Consider the following 16,837-nt stretch of genomic DNA (forward strand, 5'->3'; position numbering starts at 1 on the left):
TTTGGAGAAGCTATGGTTAGGCACTAGAGTAAAACATCTGGCTATTAAGCCTTTAGAGAGGAAGGAACCATATAATGGCACTCCATATCGTATTAGTCGAGCCGGAAATTCCGGCCAATACTGGCAACATTGCGCGTACTTGCGCCGCTACAGGCACTCATCTTCACTTGGTTCGTCCACTCGGATTCCGTACAGACGATGCTACATTAAAAAGAGCAGGATTAGACTATTGGCATGCTGTTACTATTGAATATCACGACTCCTTTGCTGAGGTTTTGGAGAAATATAACGAGGGGCGTTTCTTTTACGCAACGACGAAAGCAGAGAAAAGATACAGTGACTTTGAGTTCCAAGATGGCGATTTTTTTGTTTTTGGCAAGGAAACGAAGGGGCTTTCTGCAGAGATTCTAGAAGCAGGTAAAGAAACAAAAATGCGCATGCCAATGAGTGATGCTGTGAGATCTCTGAATTTATCCAATTCGGCAGCTATTATTGTGTACGAGGCGCTTCGACAATTGGATTTTCCTAATCTTATTTAAAAAAAGACAAATTTTTTATTTTTTTCAGCAGGATTCGACAATTAGGTAACGAAATATATTGAAAGAGCCGAAATAAGTAGTAGCTACTAAATAATTTTTCTTGAACAGGAGAGGTGTACGTTAGTTATGAAACCTGCTGGTGTAGTTCGCAAAGTGGATCAGTTGGGTAGAATTGTTCTGCCTAAGTCCCTGCGTAAAAGGTATCAGATGAATGAAGGCGACCCGGTTGAAATTTTGGTACAGGGTGACCATATCATCTTGGAGCGTTACCGTCCAAAATGTGTTTTCTGTGGATCAATGGATGGTGTAAGCGAATATAAAGATCGTTATATTTGTTCTGCATGCCTTTCGGAAATGACTCAATTGCCAAGACATGCCTAAGAAGTACATATTTTGAATTTTGACAGCCAAGAGCTTATAAAAAAACTGTCCTCTTCGTAGAACTCTTCTACTTGGGGGCAGTTTTTTTATGTATACGAAAAATGCCCCCGCACCAAGTGGGTGCAGGGACATATCGGCTTTATAGGCCTTTTGTTTTGTCGTCGTTGTAAGATGAGGTAAGGATGCCGACCGTAAATAACACAAATACGAACATTACGATCCAAAAGGTTAATGAGAACGACATACTGGCACCTCCAATAGCGAATGTATTCGTTATCAAGATTATAACCTGCAATTTAATAAAAATAAACGCAAATGTGATATGTTACATAGACAATTTACTATATTATTTAAAAAACAGGAAATTCGTTGGCACAGCTCTTAGATTTCCATCGGATGGTTTATTGATAACTCTTCCGTTAAAGATCAATGAGGAAGAGCCACCACCATCTAAATTATAAGCATCTACGAGGCCCATATTCGATAATTTGTTCTGAATCTCCTCCAGCTGTGCACCAGAGCTGCCATACTCATTATATCCATCTGCTACAAAAAGCAGGATCTGATCATCTTTATATTTGCCGATCACGGTACGTGGTGCCCGATTAGGGGATGTTTTCCACTTTTCGGGTATGGGTGTTTTAATGTTGTTTTTAAGGAGGACAGGCACAAAGGTGGCGCCGAATACCGGATCTAGCTGATCTAATTGTGCGCGACTGTAGAATTTCCCGCCGATTAATTGCCCGGATTTGTTCAGCCCAACAAAACTTAGGTCCTTGTACGTTGGCTCAAAACCGTATAAATACTTTCCATCCACAACAGTTGTGCTTAAGGGATAACGTTTTCCGGATTGATCTGCAAAGCCGCCCGCATTAATACCAGCAATGGCACCATTACGCTGTACGGCATGCATAGTAGTTTCCGCACCGGAGGCTGTCTCCGCCAAGCTCATCTTCATAGCGGTCGGGTCCTTCAATTTGATTTTCAACGCATAAGCTTTGTAGTTTCCTGGATTCAATCGATATAACTCAACTCTTATACGGTCGCTGGTAACAATCTCTGAAGGTATACCAAGCTTGGCTGAAATCCTGCGGTTATAGATCAGTTCAGGCCGGTTCGCCTGAGTCTTTGCTGTTTCGACTAGCTTATTCATCGTAGTGGTAGTCTCTTTATATAGCTTGGCACTAGCGCTGACAGCATCAATGGTGTAAGCTGCGGAGGCCTCTGCCAGAGTCAGCTCTTTTTTTAAGGAAGCTGTTTCATTCACTGGCCCAGCGCTTGGTGAGAATTGTCCTACATCAAGGTCTAGCTGTAGCGGTGGTCGATACCACGACATACATATAAACAAGCCTATGAACGGTGCAGTTAGAAGCATGAAGAAGCGATTTACTCTTTTGACTGGCGTCATCATTTGATCAGATCCATTTCTTTCTTCAAAGCTTCTAACTGTTTGCTTACCTCACTCAATTGCGTATATAGCTTGTTGCTGTTATCTGTCTTGGCACTAGCATTATCTTTAGTGAAGGTTAATAGTTCGTTAAAGCTTTGCACTGTATTCTGCAATTCCTTCACTTCTTCAGAGAGAACGGCAATTTTTGCTTCATAGTCGGTCTTCAAAACGGTAAGCTGCTGCTGGCTCTGAGTACTAAGTTCGGTTAGCACTTGTTGCTTCAGATGGTTCGTGTAGCTGTATACAGCATATACGCCGAGTCCGATCATCATAATCCAGAACAGTAAAAACCATTTTACGGAAGGGCCGTTTCTCGCAGTAGTAGAGCGCGAGCGTACCGGGGACGTTTCCGCTAGCGGTTGCATTTTATCACCTCGGGTTGGTCTTTTTTTCAAGTCCCCATTCTATCAGACTTTGACAAGATTCGCAAAAATGTAAGAGAGTATGAAAACTAGAAAAAGTAATTGCATCCTATTAAACTACTGCGATACAATTTCTATAGATTGGAATTCTGATAGACGTACACAAGGTAACCAGCTAGAGATTATACAGACAAGTCATCATACAGCCTTGCTTGCGTTTTAACCGGAAACGCTGCGGCGCTTTCCTTTCTAGATGATTATATATAGAGCAGGGGGTCAGGGCATTAATGATGAAGGTTTGGCAGGTGGTCATTGTGGGGTGTCATCCTACAAGTATGCTGGGGACAAAATTGATTTTGGAAGAGGAAGAGGGGCTTAAGGTTCTGGGAATGTATTCCACTTGGGACGAAGGCGCTACCATCGTAAGGGAAAAAAATCCCGAGCTAGTGCTAGTAGATTATCATATGCCTGAGGGGAATATTGAGAGTGTGCTGTTAAATATGAAAAAAAGCTCACCAAACTCACATTTTGTCGTGATGACAGACGAAGACGGGCGAGAACTGCTTCAGCCCCTCGTAGAACTAGGAGCCAGCGGGATATTCTCGAAGGGAGCTTCTCCCCGTCAGCTTTTACAGCTGATCCTGGGTTTACGGGAGGGTTTTCTTTCAATGCCGTTGGAATGGATTGAAAAAGGAGCTTGGCCGATTTCGACATTTAAAGGATTAGATGATGTTCTGCAACTGACGGAGACAGAGATGTTTATCATGGAGCGAATCGTTCAAGGGATTACCTACGATAAAATTGCGCTTGAAATTGCGGTAAGCCGTCGGTCCATTGATAATTATTTGCGCAAAATCTATGTAAAGCTCGATGTTTCGACCCGGGCACAAGCGATTGAGAAATTCGCGCTCTTCTCAAGACAAAACAGGCAAATCTACGCCTAACCCACGCTTTACGACATAATGACGTATGGGGTGGAATATTCTTGGAGTAGAAGTAAGAATATCATGTTGAATGGGTAACCATCCCATCCTTGGATGAGGATGACGAAGCCGTTTCTACTTGGTAAAAGGGAAGGGGGATTTCGCATGATTTACGAATTTTCTGCTCGCGCACACACATTGTTGTCGTCATCGCTTCTTAGTATCCGCACCCAAACACGGAGAAGCTCCATGATATCGCTAGCTGAAGAATTACCAGCGGAAGAACTATTCCCATTGTCACTGCTTGCTGAAGCAGCATCTACGGTGATTTCAGCAGATGCGGGAGCACTGCAATATGGTGATCCTGCCGGGTACGGACCCCTTCGGGAGTGGCTTGCTGGGGATTGGCTTAAAGAAAAAGGGGTAAATGTTGTTGAGGGTGGAGTTCTGCTAACAACGGGTAGCCAGCAAGCCATTGATTTGTTGTCGCGGGTGTATATTGATCCAGGAGATCGTGTATTAGTAGAAAATCCGACCTCTCCAGGATTTTTGCAGACTCTTCGGATGCAGGGGGCCGTTATTATTCCTGTACAGGGTGATTTGGACGGGCTTGATCCGGAGCATTTGCGGAGCCAGATTGAGCTGCATAAGCCGAAAATGCTGTTCGCAACCCCTAGCTTTACCAATCCAAGCGGCATTTTATGGAGTTTGGAGAGACGCCGCGCAGTATTGGATTTATGTATCGCATATAACATCTTGATTGTGGAAGATGATTCTTATGGGGATTTGCACTTCCAGAAGCAGGGTGAACACAAGGCCAAAAGATATCCGTCTTTGTATGCACTGGAAAATATCAGCGATGGCGGACATGTGCTTTATATCGGTTCGTTCAGCAAGACCGTTGCGCCCGCGCTGCGGACGGGCTGGGCGGCAGGCAGCCGAGTCTTGATCAGAATGATGTCTGCGGCTAAGCAGATGGCCGATTGGCAGTCGAGCGCATTAAATCAGCGGCTGCTGCATCATTTATTGGATGTGTCTGCGTTTGATCTGCGTGAGCATATCGCGCAGCTGAATCGAGAGTATAACACCCGTCTGAAGCTTATGGTAGAACTGCTAAAGCGGCCTGCTTGGAAGGGCAGCTCCTATGATCTGCCGTCAGGAGGCATGTTCCTGTGGGTCTCACCACCAGAGGGAATGGATGTTATGGCGTTGCTCAAATGTGCGCTAGGTAAGGGAGTGGCTTTTTTGCCGGGTCCGTTATGTAGTGTAGATGGAGTCAGCAATCACCTTCGCCTTAACTTCAGCCATCCCGGCCGGGATGAGCTGCTGCTTGGCATGAACCTGATGAGCGAAGCGGTTAAGGAGTTCACGGCACGGAGTTAGGTAGTGGAATGAAAGTTGGGAATGAAATGATTGAAATGATGAAAACACAAGACACTCTTAGAGCTAAAACACGGACAGAATTACAAGTCGGGCAAGACGAAGTGCGTGATGTGAGATTAATTAGGGAAATCCTCCCTAAAACTGGTCGATTTGAACTCTAAAATGGACTGTTTAGGGAATTTCTCCCTAAAAAATCAAGGGATACCCCGTTTTAGGGGGTAATCTGGCGAAAATCAGGGAGTAATTCCCTAAAATGCGGTTTTTAGCGTGTGAATCGAAGAATATTAGGGAGGATTTCCCTAATAACTTAGTGTGCCTTTTTCGGAATGGTGTTTTTAAAGCTTATTTTGCTTTGAATGATTTAGTATTAGTGGATGTTGAATGTAGCATAGGGGTTCTAATGTGAATAAATCAGCAAGAGTAGCATGTTTAAGCAAGAGTAGAGAAAATAGTAATTAATAAATAGCGCTCGTGTTCGAAGATTGTAAATAAGTTAGTTAAGTACAGTTAAGTAGAGCTGGATGAGGTACGCAGAGATATGAACGTGGTAAGAGTGAAATGCAAACGTGGTATGAATGAGTTACTAATGTGATGAGAGTGATTTACGAACGTGGGAAAAGCGAGTTACGCACGCGGTAAGAATGAAATACGAATGTGGTACGTATGAGATAGAGCGTGGTACGAACGAGATTCTAGTATGTTAAGAATGCAGTCTGAATGTGATACGTATGAGATACTCATGAGATATGTGTGAAATAAGACATGATACGGATGAGATACTAGTGTATTAAAAATGTAATCTAAATGTGATATGAGTATAGTAAGAACGTGGTACGCACCAGATACTAATGTGTTATGTGTAAGATAAGAACATGGAATGTACAGAGATAAGATTCAAATAAGATTAGACATACGAAAAAGCATCCCGTAGTTGGGATGCTTTTTGGCGTTATTTAATATGTTATGTGTGCATCAGAATAATAAGTTTAAAGTCTGAGTAAATGATTAGAACCGAGGTAAAAGATTAGAACCCGACTAAAAGAGGTGCTCGATTGATGTACTGTCCAGGTTAGGTTAGCTAATTACTGGGATGATTGCTGTTATTGGGTACGCCGCTTGTTATCGCGGCATATTCAACCAGCGCCGCATGACCGGCTGGGGTTAGGGTATAACGCCCACGGCTTACCCGGTGAAACCAGCCGTAGTAGTTGTTCTGAAGCATAGCGGCGGCGGTGGGTACGCCGCTACGCTTCCGCAGCTCGGCCGGAGTGATGCCGGCTGAGCGGGGAGCGCTTCCTGCGGCCAATACGGCCGCTGGAAGCGTGCTTGAGGCAGCGCTAGGGGCACCGCTTCGCGTGCCTGCCGCCGCTGCCTCCCGTGCTGCCGCGTCCCCGGCAGCACGGCTCTCCGGCGCTGAGCTCAGCGCCGGAACCTGTTCAGCGGTGCCCGCCGCTGAACGTTTGGCGCCTGCGAGCGAAGCCTTCGCAGCTGCCTTCTCTGCAGCGGCGGCGGCGTCCGCCTCCGCTGCTTGCAGAGAAAGCGCGACACGCAGCGCTTTCTCACGGTAGGCCGTCACGAGCTTGACGCGCGTGCTGCCGCCGGTGTTGTAGTCTCCGCTGCGCTCGCGGAACTCATAGAGCAGGCGCTCGCGCCGCCGCTTGTTGCTGCGCTGCGCAGGCGGCTTCTCGTCTGGCTCTACAAGCACCTCGACCAGCGGTGCTTTGGTCTTATAAAAGATAACGGTGATCAACCCAAGACCGAGCCGGCGGCATAACCCGCTAAGCTCGCCCCAGCGCTGGTTCACCGCACCTTTTTTATCACGGACACGTTCCACTGCGAGATAGACGATGGGACTGAGCTTCAACCGTTCTACCCCTTGCAGCAGCAAGGCGAGATTGAATGATTTTTTCATCTCCACGATCAGAGGATGCTCAACGTCCTCCCGAATCCCCACCAAATCGCAGGTCCGGACCTCACCTTTGATGCTGTAACCCTGCTTTTCAAAAAAAATCTTCAAAGGAGCGTACAGCTCCGTTTCATGTCGTACCGCCATCTTGTCACTCCCGTAGGCCTTTATTTTCGGGTTTCTCAATAAGGTTTTACAGCCATTTTCTGATTCTCTATTATAGCACAGTAAAAAAGAGGTCAACTATTCCGCGCTTGCCGCATAGGTATGTAATACACTTTTTAACGCTATAGGAGAGCAAGTAGAAGAGCAAGTAGGAGCGCAAGAGGAGGCAGCGAGCAATGGACATTTTTGAGCGTATAGCTTCGTATCGGGCTGAGAACGACCGGTTGGCGTGGAGCGGCACCTTCAAGCAGTATATAGAACTGTTGAGAAAAGACCCCTCTCCCGCAAAAACCGCTCACTCCCGCGTTTATGACATGATTAAGTCGCACGGCGTAGAGGACATAAACGGACGCAAACGGTATAAGTTTTTTGAACAGGAGATTTTTGGACTTGATCGTGCAGTCGAAAAGTTGGTCGAGGAATATTTTCACTCTGCAGCACGTCGGCTTGATGTTCGCAAACGGATTTTGTTATTGATGGGACCTGTCAGTGGGGGGAAATCGACCCTGGTCACGCTGCTTAAACGTGGTTTGGAACAGTACTCGCGGACAGATGCGGGTGCGGTATACGCAATAGAAGGCTGCCCGATGCATGAGGACCCGCTGCATTTGATCCCGCTGGAGCTCCGTCCGGAGATTGAGAAGGAACTTGGTGTACGTATTGAGGGCAACTTGTGCCCATCCTGCCAGATGCGTCTGAGAAATGATTATGCTGGTGACATTGAGCAGGTTAAGGTGACGCGTGTTATTCTGTCAGAAGAAGAGCGGGTAGGGATTGGTACCTTTAGTCCATCTGATCCGAAGTCTCAGGATATCGCTGATTTGACAGGAAGTATTGATTTTTCGACCATTACTGAATTTGGTTCGGAATCTGATCCGCGTGCCTACCGTTTTGATGGTGAGTTGAACAAGGCTAACCGTGGGCTGATGGAATTTCAGGAAATGCTCAAATGCGACGAAAAGTTTTTATGGAACCTGCTGTCACTGACGCAAGAAGGCAATTTCAAGGCTGGCCGCTTCGCGTTGATAAGTGCGGACGAAATGATAATTGCTCATACAAATGAAACCGAGTATAAGTCGTTTATTTCTAATAAAAAGAATGAAGCGCTCCAATCCCGTATGATTGTTATGCCTGTTCCGTATAACCTCAGAGTTTCGGAAGAGGAAAAAATCTACGCGAAGCTGATCGCCCAGAGTGATATGAGTCATGTGCATATTGCACCACATGCGCTGCGTGCCGCTGCTATTTTTTCCATCCTAACCCGTCTTAAAGAAAGCAAAAAACAAGGTATGGATCTGATTAAAAAGCTGCGGATGTACGATGGAGAAGAGGTCGAAGGCTATAAAGAGGCTGATCTTAAGGAGATGCAAACGGAGTATTTAGATGAGGGCATGTCCGGAATTGATCCGCGTTATGTTATCAACCGCATTTCCAGCGCTCTGATCAAAGGAGATCTGCAGTGCATGAACGCACTGGATGTCCTGCGGGCGATAAAGGATGGCCTGGATCAGCATCCATCGATTACAAAAGAGGAGCGGGAGCGTTATCTGAACTTCATCTCCATTGCCCGCAAGGAATATGATATTTTAGCGAAAAGCGAAGTACAAAAGGCATTTGTCTACTCCTTTGAGGAATCTGCGAAGACACTTTTTGAGAATTATCTAGATAATATCGAAGCCTTCTGCAATTGGTCGAAAATTCGTGATCCGCTGACGGATGAGGAAATGGAGCCGGATGAGCGGTTAATGCGTTCGATTGAAGAGCAAATTGGTATCTCTGAGAATGCAAAAAAAGCGTTCCGTGAAGAGATCCTGATCCGGATTTCCGCGTATTCACGCAAAGGGAAGAAATTCGAGTACAACAACCACGACCGCCTGCGGGAAGCGATTGAGAAAAAGCTGTTCACAGACCTCAAAGATATCGTCAAAATCACCACCTCGTCCAAAACACCTGATGAAAGTCAGCTCAAACGAATCAATGAGGTATGCGCCAGACTTATTGATGGACATCACTACTGCCCAATCTGCGCCAACGAGCTGCTGAAATACGTGGGAAGTCTGCTAAACCGTTAAAAAGAGTTCATTTATGCGGGGTGTTCCAAAAGCCATGAAAATGGCTGTGGAGCACTCTTTTTTTGTCCTTCCATGTTTTACTGCCTCCTTTTACCCTCCTAATGTTGATCTAAACGCCGCCACCCATCTGACTAATTTGGCTGTTGTGCGTAGGAAGTTGCTAAAGGACACAGGAGACCCTAAACGTAGATTTTGAGCATCTTTAGCAGGCTATTGGACCCTATGGTCGCTATTAGCAGGAAAAACCTAAATATGAGCCGTTTTTTGAGTAATAGCTGCACTGGAGTCCGAAACACCGCTCAAAAGGCGATATTTTGGAAAATAACGTCATCTGGGTCCTTTAGTCAGTCGTAGGGAGCAACTGAAGTGTAAGTAGGTTACGTGAATCCAGCGTTGTCTACTTCGAGGCTTAACCAAAATGATGGTGACTAAGAATACGCAGAGTTGTGATCCTTCTGTAAATGGAGGGGCACGCTGCTCTGTTTTTTTATACAGGCAATAATGCAGCTCAGCAAAACAGGAACAGTCCATCTCATGCGCAGTTGATATAATGAAATCACCGTACGGGGGAAGGCTGGTGCTGCACTTGAATTACAGTAAAGATATAGAAAAATGTGTTGAATATATAGAAGCTCATATCAAAGAAAATATAACGGTGGAAGAAATAGCGACTGAGGTCGGATATTCGGTGTATCATTTTTGCCGAGTGTTCAGCTTGTGCAAGGAAATGTCTGTGATGGAATATGTGCGGAGCCGAAAATTATCCTTAGCCTCAATTGAATTATTTGCTGGAAAAAAGATCATTGATATTGCGCTGGACTATGGTTTTGAAACACAAAGTGGCTTTACTAAAGCTTTTCGCAAAACCTTTGGTTATAGTCCGACACAATATGCGGCGCGGATGGATGGGTTTAGTAAAGGAAATTCAATATTTGATATCGGAGGTTATATTATGAATCCTGTTTTTGTTCGTAAGCCTGCTTTTAAGGTGGCTGGTTATGGTATCCAAACTAATGTTGCGGGTAGTATGTACACTAAGGATATTGCTTCTTTTTGGAGCCATTATGAGGGTGAAAACCTGGAGTCCAAAATGTATAAAATACTAAACCCGCCTAAACACGGAGAAGTTGGTTTATGTATTCCGTCTTCAGATAACGGCAATGCCACCTATCTTTTGGGTGTTATTGTTGAGGACTACTCCAAGGTAGAAGCTGATATGTTGACGATGGATGTGCCAGAAGCCGAATATGCCGTGTTTACAACACCTCCGGTGGATACTTCAACGGATACAGAGCAAATACAGTTTGCCCAAGTCATAAAAAGCAGCTGGAAGTACATCTTCGAAGAATGGTTTAAGGATAGTGGTTACGTTTATGACGAGACTAAGCTGGATTTTGAGTTTTACGATGAACGCTGCCATTCGCGGCCAGATACAGTGATGGAGATTTACGTTCCTGTGAAAAAGTTGACTGAATAGTCGATAAGGGCAAATACCGCTCGGTGATAATTGTAATTTCTGAAATGTTTGGACTTTATGTCGCTGACAAAGGCGAACGCTACGCGCCTACATTTTTAAACTTCCTTACGTTACGTTCACCTGGGCATTTGCCATGTGCAGTTATTAAGTCGATATGAGGGTGTCGATGAAGGTCCGCAGCGTGTTACCGCTGCGGGCCTTCTTTTTTAGGAATTCCCATATGGGAAACGTAGATACCTTGGAGGAGTTATACATCGAAATTAATACGTTTGACGAGTATGATCTTCCGTAGTTTAATAGAGTCAATTAATAAGGTAATTCGAAAATAACGGAGAGTGAAGCAGATGATTAGAGAAGCGAGAGCAGATGACTGGCAAGACATAGAGGAATTATTAGAACAGTTGGGATATCCGAATACAGAAATGTTCATGCAAGAAAAAATAGAAAAGCTAATCCTACATCCGGATGAGGAATTATTGGTTTTTGAGGAAGATGATAAAGTGGTAGCTTGTATTTCCATGCATTACATACCCCAATTAGGTCTGGTAGGAGAGACTGCAATTATAAGTTATCTTGTGGTGAGTAATGCCATTAGGAGCAAAGGAATTGGACGTAAGCTTGAGGAGTATTGCGCTGAATTAGCTAGAAAAAGAAACTGTGATAACATTCAGGTACATTGTCATTCCAGAAGAACTGATGCGCATAGATTTTATGCTCGGCAAGGATTTGTTGAGGCTCCAAAATATTTCTCGAAGTCGTTAAAAGAATCTGAATCCTCATTTTAGCCAAAGCAAAAAGCGGCAGACCAGGGTGTTAATACCCGTTTAGGTCTGCCGCTTTTTAATTCTAAATAAACTTCCGCTGCACCTTTTTGCCATCGTATGAAAAACGCGCCTTTTTGTCTTCCACAACCGTCTGTAGATGAACCGTCCGCCCCCATAAAGAGTAGATGTGAGGGAGTGTGCGCTCCAGGTACTTCAGATCCAGCTCGATGCTTTCATAGCGATGAGTTATAAATAATTCACCATTCTTCTCGAAGTCTGCATCCTCAATGACCAAGTAAGGAGACCCCCCATTGACCCGGGCGAGCACCAGTTGATCGCGTACATTTTCCCATGCTTTATCGGTGATTTTCCATTCGGGGCCTTTTTTCTCAAAAACATAAAGATCGAGGTCGTTCACCAATTCCTTAGATAGATAGCTGCGGATAAAAGAGGTATCGGATTCCAGCTCACGTACTTCAAAGATTTTCTCGCGGTCCCAGCGGCGTTCGATGTCTTCAAAGATTTTCAGCCCCAGATAGTAAGGATTCAGGCTTTGCCGTGAGGGCTGCACGACGGATGAATTCAGTTTTGCGTATTCCACTGTTTCCTCTTCGGTCAGATCTAGTTCGCGAACGATGCGCTGATGCCAGTAGGAAGCCCAGCCTTCGTATTGCTAAGGTGCTTGATCATAGATTATGTTTAGGTTACATTTATTGAAGCTATACCAAATTATGGTGAGAGGATATGGTCAATATTATTAAAAAAATTATTGTCGATGGATTGAACTCTAAAATTTCAGGGGAATATCCATTTCATCCAGATATAAATGTACTAACTGGTAAAAATGGGGCAGGAAAGACAAACTTTCTAAAGCTTATTTGGTATCTTACAAGTGGTCATATTCAAATGGTTCTTTCTGATATAGATGTTAGATACGTCGAACTTCATGGTGATGATTATAGACTAATTATTAATAATAAGAATAATTCAGAAAATTATCTGTTTGAAAAAGATGAACCAGATGATAATGAAACTGCAGAAATCACGTTCTACTCCAAAAACGAAAAGCTAATTGAAACAAAAGTACATAGAGTATTTTCTAGAGGACCAAGAAAAAGTAAGTTGGAAACCCTGCATGAATTTATCGAAGACAAAACTAATAAATCAGTTTTTTTTCCGACTTTTAGACGTATTGAGTATGCTTTAAATGATTCAGAATATTCGAGATATGGAAGAAATTCTGTAACTCATTTGGCGGAATATCTTACGACTAAGAATCATGTTTTTGTAACAGCTATTTCTACTAAGGATATAGTTGAACTTGTATCAAGTGAATTTGCCAAAATATCAAATGAAATAGTAAAAATGAACATGGATTTTTCTGAGCAAATAAGAAATGAAGTTAAAGTTTACAGAAATACATCATTAAGGAAGAACACGATGGATGAGAATGAAGTATTGCTAAAGAATGCTACCTCTGCGTTAAATAAAATTACTGATAGTTTAGACAAATATGAGAACTACCGAAAAAAATTACTTACCCCGTTTAACCAATTGGATAGCTTTATTTCAGATGTATTTGATGATAAGGGGATCAGATTTACTGATGACATAAAACTTGGTGTAGGGGACGCTATGCTATCTGATAAATTATCTGCTGGTGAACAACAAATGTTAAGCTTCTTATGTTACAACGCATTTATGGATAATAGCACTATTTTTATCGATGAACCTGAGCTAAGCTTACATGTTGACTGGCAAAGAGATTTATTTCCAATTCTAATGAACCAAGGAAAAAATAATCAATATTTTGTAGCTACTCATTCGCCATTTATATATTCAAAATATGAAACTAATGAAATTGTCCTTTCAGAAAGTAAGGGGTGGTAAAATTGCCTAAGCCTAAGTTTAATATGACTATTGATGAAATTGTGTCAACAATTAAAAGATCAGACAGGCCTACTCTCTTTGTAGAGGGCTCAGACGACGAAAGGATTTTTTCTGATTTTAACAACAAGTTTGTGAAAAAGAAAATAAATATTCAGCAATGTTATGGTCGAACACAATTGTTAGAGGTATTTAAGCGAAAAAACGAAGTTAACATAAACAAGAACGTAGTTTTTTTCGCTGATCGGGATATGTGGGTATTTGATGATAATATACCTCAAGATTATGCATCTATTTTTTTTACTGAAGGGTACAGTATTGAAAATGATCTTTATCGTTATTCTAAAGCATCGATTATTGAAACACTCTTAACTCCTCAAGAAATGGTGAAATTTAATCTTATTATGGGAAAAGTAGCGAAATGGTTTGCACATGAAGCTAATAATTATAAAGAAGATAAAGAATTTATATCTGATTTGCATATTAATACAGTTTTGTGTGAACGTACAGATAATTTTAATGATGAATTTTTGCGCAAACGTAACTTCGTTGAACAAAGTGAAGAATTAGTACTTAGCATAATACAAGATGACTATTCTAAATTAAGAGGGAAATTTATTATTGATGGGTTAGTCAGAATATTTCACAGAAGACCTACTGGTAATCCTAAATATAATGATGTTCAGCTGTTTAATATTTTTATATGCCTAAACGAAAATGAAGAGATTAGAATTTATTTCAAGAATGTATTTGATGCCTTACTTAATACACCACATCCCCCAAAAAGAGCTGATTCTACAGAGGTCTTAATTGATAACGGATATCTAGAATCAGCCGCAGCAAGTGATATCGCTGGATAGGTGAAAATAAAAGGTTACAAAGAATGTCATGCAACCATAGCAAAAGACATTTTTTGTAACCTTTTCATTGAGAAAATTTATAAGGAAAGAATTTAAAATTTACAATAATCAGCTGAAATTTAACATAATCTCCAACTCCCCCTCCCCCAAAACCGTCACCTTCTCAACCAACGTTCGAAGCAGTACCTTAGCCTCCTCAACAGGCAGCACATATATCGCATCCAAAACTGACTTTATCTTGCTCTCAAGTATTTCCTTCAGCTCATCCGCATGCATTTTCTCTCCCTGTTCATTTGAACTCTGATTCTCCTGTATAACCTTCTCCATCCGCTGCTTCTCCTCGTTTAAGTCCTGCAATTCAATTAGTCCAGCAGTATAGGCTTCGACCTTTCGTTTATAACGGTTTCTGGCTGCCGTGATTTGTTGATTTCCACGGCTGCTCTGGCTACTGCGGGCTTTCTCCACGAGATGAGGGACCAGGTCAAGACTGAGTGAATCGGATAATCCTGCAAACCCCTGCAAAAACCAGGACTCCGCTTCGTCGGCCTTGTACTGCTTACTAGTGCATGTTCCTTTGTTCTTGTTCGCAGAACAGCGGTAGACGCGATAACGTCTGTCTCGTGAGCCTGACCAACCAATACTCATCCCTGATCCGCAGTTTCCGCATTTCAATATGCCGCCGAGAAGATGAGGGCTGGTCTGGGCGCGGGGGGCAATGCTGGGTCTGTTCATTTTGGTCTGCACTCTTTCCCAAGTGTTCTTGTCGATAATGGCGGGTAGGCAATCGTCAATGACAATCCAATCTTTATCATCCTTTATGGTTCTTTTCTTTTTGCTTGAATCCACACGATTCCATACAAAAGTGCCTTTATATACAGGATTGGTAAGCAGCAGTTTTACAGAACGAATGGACCATTCTTTGTTGTGTCTGGAAGGTATACCTTCTTCGTTCAGTTGTCTGGCAATTGCGAAGAATCCCATTCCTTGATTGAGGTATAGATCATACATCTGTCGTACAGTCTTTGCCTCGGGCTCATGGATGGTAAGTACTTTATCTTCCAAGCGATATCCGTAGGGGCTCTGGGTCAGCCACTTGCCCTGGTTGGCAGCATGGAACATATTATCCAGTACACGCTCTCGAATACGCTCGCGTTCAAATTCTGCGACAGCACCAAGCACTTGAAGAGTCAAACGGCCTGATGGCGTGTTCGTATCAAAGGACTCACTGATTGAGATGAACGCTACTTGATGCTGCTGGAACATATCGATCAGCGTAAGCAAATCGAGCAGTCGACGGCTCATACGATCCAGTTTGGTGACCATAACCTTTGAGATTTCGCCGTTCTCTATGTATGTCATCAGCCGCTTGAGCTGGGGGCGGTCTGTGCTTTTTGCGGAGTAACCATCGTCGATGAACAACAGGACCTCGTCTGACCATCCCATGGCCTTGCAATAGGCCTTCAGACGCTCCTGCTGCTCATCCAGGGAAACACCCTCACGGGCCTGCTCATCGGTCGATACGCGGCAATAAATCGCTACAAAACGGCTTGCGGTATTCTCAACATTCATTGGCGCTCCTCCTGATGGGCTGGTCCTTTATTCTATGCACCAAAAATTTGATTTACGATTATAGGGTTGTCCTCTCCAATCCGCCACATAGGTTGTATTAAAGGGGGGAGGCACGATGGACCTGAAGATCCGTTTTACTGTCAACACTCCTTCGCAGCAGATCTGTTTTGGCAATCTTAGTGAAATTGATCATTCCGAAACATTAGAGAAGTTAGCGGAACACTTCGCTTCCTGGGAGAAGACGCTAAAAGAAAGAGCAGCCGCACATCTGCTTACAGAGACCATTGGCTCGGAACAAGCAAGCGGGTATCGAATTAGCTTTGTTCATAAAGCAGAGAGTCTTCCCGAGGTGGGATAGACTCTCCATTTTTTGATGCGATGGGTCTGATACGCACTAGGCATATCAAGTAAGTTTTATACGCAAAGAGGAGAGCCTTCCCGTCAGGGAATAGGCTCTCCTCTTTTGTTAGGTTTATTCATTCCGATAAACGGTCATTCACCTTAATGTATACAACCCAATAAATGGGCGCATATTAATTTTAGCTAGCCTGAATGTTCGCTAAATACCGCGATTCCCTTCTCAATGGTTTGAATCAGGTATTGAACGGCCTGTGGATTCTCTTGTTGTAGCTCGGCAAGCATGTCATGAATTCTCATGATGCGCAGCTGCAGTTCGTTATGATCCTTGTCATGCATTCCGTGACGAGGGACTAGCACCAATTCCTCTTGCAGTTTCTCCAAGACCGATAAATGAATCGTTTCTGTCTTGCCCGTTTCCAGATTGCTCAGGTAGCCAGGGGAAACGCCAAGCTGTTTGGCATAGGCATTCAGGCTAATATTTTTCTGTTGTCGGAATAAACGAACTTGTTGTCCCAGATGGCTCATAGTTTCATCTCCTAATTCATATTCTGAAAGGACTGTATATCAACATGGAAGAAATTAAGGGACTGAAAATTACCGACATCACATATGTCCATGATGCAGAAGCCATGCAGCGTTGGTTGGATCTATACGTATTGTTGTTTAAAGAAAGCCTGTTTAATGATGTGGAAAATCTGGAACAATCGAATCACAAGCATTAAGGAAAAGGAGTAGATTC

17 protein-coding genes and 1 pseudogene are annotated in these 16,837 nt (G+C 43.4%); 12 read left to right on the forward strand and 6 right to left on the reverse strand.

Features of this window, described 5'->3' with window-relative positions; all coding sequences use genetic code 11:
• Positions 1 to 74: 74 nt before the first annotated feature.
• Together trmL and MKX34_RS08355 are read left to right on the forward strand one after the other, a co-directional pair.
• Positions 75 to 539 (forward strand): tRNA (uridine(34)/cytosine(34)/5-carboxymethylaminomethyluridine(34)-2'-O)-methyltransferase TrmL, encoded by a 465-nt coding sequence (gene trmL, locus MKX34_RS08350; protein WP_036684439.1) that lies wholly within the window; start codon positions 75 to 77, stop codon positions 537 to 539.
• Between the two features lie 126 nt (positions 540 to 665).
• A complete protein-coding gene (locus MKX34_RS08355; RefSeq protein ID WP_036684437.1) occupies positions 666 to 920 on the forward strand; it encodes an AbrB/MazE/SpoVT family DNA-binding domain-containing protein in 255 nt (84 codons plus the stop codon).
• 346 nt (positions 921 to 1,266) lie between these two features.
• On the opposite strand, the gene MKX34_RS08360 is transcribed toward MKX34_RS08355, so the two are convergent.
• Together MKX34_RS08360 and MKX34_RS08365 are read right to left on the reverse strand one after the other, a co-directional pair.
• On the reverse strand, positions 1,267 to 2,331 hold the full coding sequence (locus MKX34_RS08360) for a phosphodiester glycosidase family protein (protein WP_094903451.1): 1,065 nt from the start codon (positions 2,329 to 2,331) through the stop codon (positions 1,267 to 1,269).
• Positions 2,328 to 2,735: a hypothetical protein gene (locus MKX34_RS08365; protein WP_036684435.1), complete on the reverse strand. Its 408-nt coding sequence runs from the start codon at positions 2,733 to 2,735 to the stop codon at positions 2,328 to 2,330. Before MKX34_RS08365 ends, MKX34_RS08360 begins: the two co-directional genes overlap by 4 nt.
• A 284-nt stretch (positions 2,736 to 3,019) precedes the next feature.
• On the opposite strand from MKX34_RS08365, the gene MKX34_RS08370 reads away from it, so the two are divergent.
• The 3 genes from MKX34_RS08370 (at position 3,020) to MKX34_RS08380 (ending at position 5,199) form a co-directional block, all read left to right on the forward strand.
• Entirely contained in the window at positions 3,020 to 3,676 is a 657-nt protein-coding gene (locus MKX34_RS08370; protein WP_036684433.1) for a response regulator transcription factor, read from the forward strand.
• A 144-nt stretch (positions 3,677 to 3,820) separates the two neighbouring features.
• A complete protein-coding gene (locus MKX34_RS08375) occupies positions 3,821 to 5,038 on the forward strand; it encodes a PLP-dependent aminotransferase family protein (protein ID WP_038569564.1) in 1,218 nt (405 codons plus the stop codon).
• A gap of 8 nt (positions 5,039 to 5,046) precedes the next feature.
• Complete coding sequence (locus tag MKX34_RS08380) at positions 5,047 to 5,199, forward strand: hypothetical protein (RefSeq protein ID WP_169744751.1); 153 nt, start codon at positions 5,047 to 5,049, stop codon at positions 5,197 to 5,199.
• Between the two features lie 917 nt (positions 5,200 to 6,116).
• Here MKX34_RS08380 and MKX34_RS08385 read toward each other — a convergent pair.
• A complete protein-coding gene (locus tag MKX34_RS08385) occupies positions 6,117 to 7,091 on the reverse strand; it encodes a DUF2161 family putative PD-(D/E)XK-type phosphodiesterase (RefSeq protein WP_339204764.1) in 975 nt (324 codons plus the stop codon).
• 194 nt (positions 7,092 to 7,285) lie between these two features.
• Here MKX34_RS08385 and MKX34_RS08390 point away from each other — a divergent pair, with 194 nt between their 5' ends.
• From MKX34_RS08390 to MKX34_RS08400, 3 genes are all read left to right on the forward strand, one after another.
• Complete coding sequence (locus MKX34_RS08390) at positions 7,286 to 9,181, forward strand: PrkA family serine protein kinase (RefSeq protein WP_036684429.1); 1,896 nt, start codon at positions 7,286 to 7,288, stop codon at positions 9,179 to 9,181.
• Positions 9,182 to 9,731: 550 nt separating this feature from the next.
• Positions 9,732 to 10,658 (forward strand): AraC family transcriptional regulator, encoded by a 927-nt coding sequence (locus MKX34_RS08395; protein ID WP_235219505.1) that lies wholly within the window; start codon positions 9,732 to 9,734, stop codon positions 10,656 to 10,658.
• A gap of 344 nt (positions 10,659 to 11,002) precedes the next feature.
• On the forward strand, positions 11,003 to 11,443 hold the full coding sequence (locus tag MKX34_RS08400) for a GNAT family N-acetyltransferase (protein WP_076141388.1): 441 nt from the start codon (positions 11,003 to 11,005) through the stop codon (positions 11,441 to 11,443).
• Between the two features lie 61 nt (positions 11,444 to 11,504).
• Here the strand turns inward: MKX34_RS08400 and MKX34_RS08405 are convergent.
• Positions 11,505 to 12,089, reverse strand: a pseudogene (locus tag MKX34_RS08405) (SpoVR family protein); the annotation flags it as partial.
• A gap of 77 nt (positions 12,090 to 12,166) precedes the next feature.
• Here MKX34_RS08405 and MKX34_RS08410 point away from each other — a divergent pair.
• Both MKX34_RS08410 and MKX34_RS08415 read left to right on the forward strand, forming a co-directional pair.
• On the forward strand, positions 12,167 to 13,312 hold the full coding sequence (locus MKX34_RS08410; RefSeq protein ID WP_076297585.1) for an ATP-binding protein: 1,146 nt from the start codon (positions 12,167 to 12,169) through the stop codon (positions 13,310 to 13,312).
• A 2-nt stretch (positions 13,313 to 13,314) separates the two neighbouring features.
• Complete coding sequence (locus MKX34_RS08415) at positions 13,315 to 14,169, forward strand: DUF4435 domain-containing protein (RefSeq protein WP_076297584.1); 855 nt, start codon at positions 13,315 to 13,317, stop codon at positions 14,167 to 14,169.
• A 108-nt stretch (positions 14,170 to 14,277) separates the two neighbouring features.
• Here the strand turns inward: MKX34_RS08415 and MKX34_RS08420 are convergent, their stop codons facing one another.
• The gene (locus MKX34_RS08420; RefSeq protein ID WP_076297583.1) at positions 14,278 to 15,738 is read right to left on the reverse strand and encodes a recombinase family protein; all 1,461 of its coding nucleotides are present in this window, start codon (positions 15,736 to 15,738) and stop codon (positions 14,278 to 14,280) included.
• A gap of 115 nt (positions 15,739 to 15,853) precedes the next feature.
• On the opposite strand from MKX34_RS08420, the gene MKX34_RS08425 reads away from it, so the two are divergent.
• Complete coding sequence (locus MKX34_RS08425) at positions 15,854 to 16,096, forward strand: hypothetical protein (protein WP_076297582.1); 243 nt, start codon at positions 15,854 to 15,856, stop codon at positions 16,094 to 16,096.
• 185 nt (positions 16,097 to 16,281) lie between these two features.
• Here the strand turns inward: MKX34_RS08425 and MKX34_RS08430 are convergent, their stop codons facing one another.
• On the reverse strand, positions 16,282 to 16,623 hold the full coding sequence (locus MKX34_RS08430) for a transcriptional regulator (RefSeq protein ID WP_076297581.1): 342 nt from the start codon (positions 16,621 to 16,623) through the stop codon (positions 16,282 to 16,284).
• Between the two features lie 44 nt (positions 16,624 to 16,667).
• On the opposite strand from MKX34_RS08430, the gene MKX34_RS08435 reads away from it, so the two are divergent.
• The gene (locus MKX34_RS08435; protein WP_179089341.1) at positions 16,668 to 16,820 is read left to right on the forward strand and encodes a hypothetical protein; all 153 of its coding nucleotides are present in this window, start codon (positions 16,668 to 16,670) and stop codon (positions 16,818 to 16,820) included.
• Positions 16,821 to 16,837: the final 17 nt, after the last annotated feature.

The sequence above is a fragment of the Paenibacillus sp. FSL R5-0636 genome (genome assembly GCF_037974255.1).
In the GTDB taxonomy this organism is placed as follows: Bacteria; Bacillota; Bacilli; order Paenibacillales; family Paenibacillaceae; genus Paenibacillus_AQ; species Paenibacillus_AQ odorifer.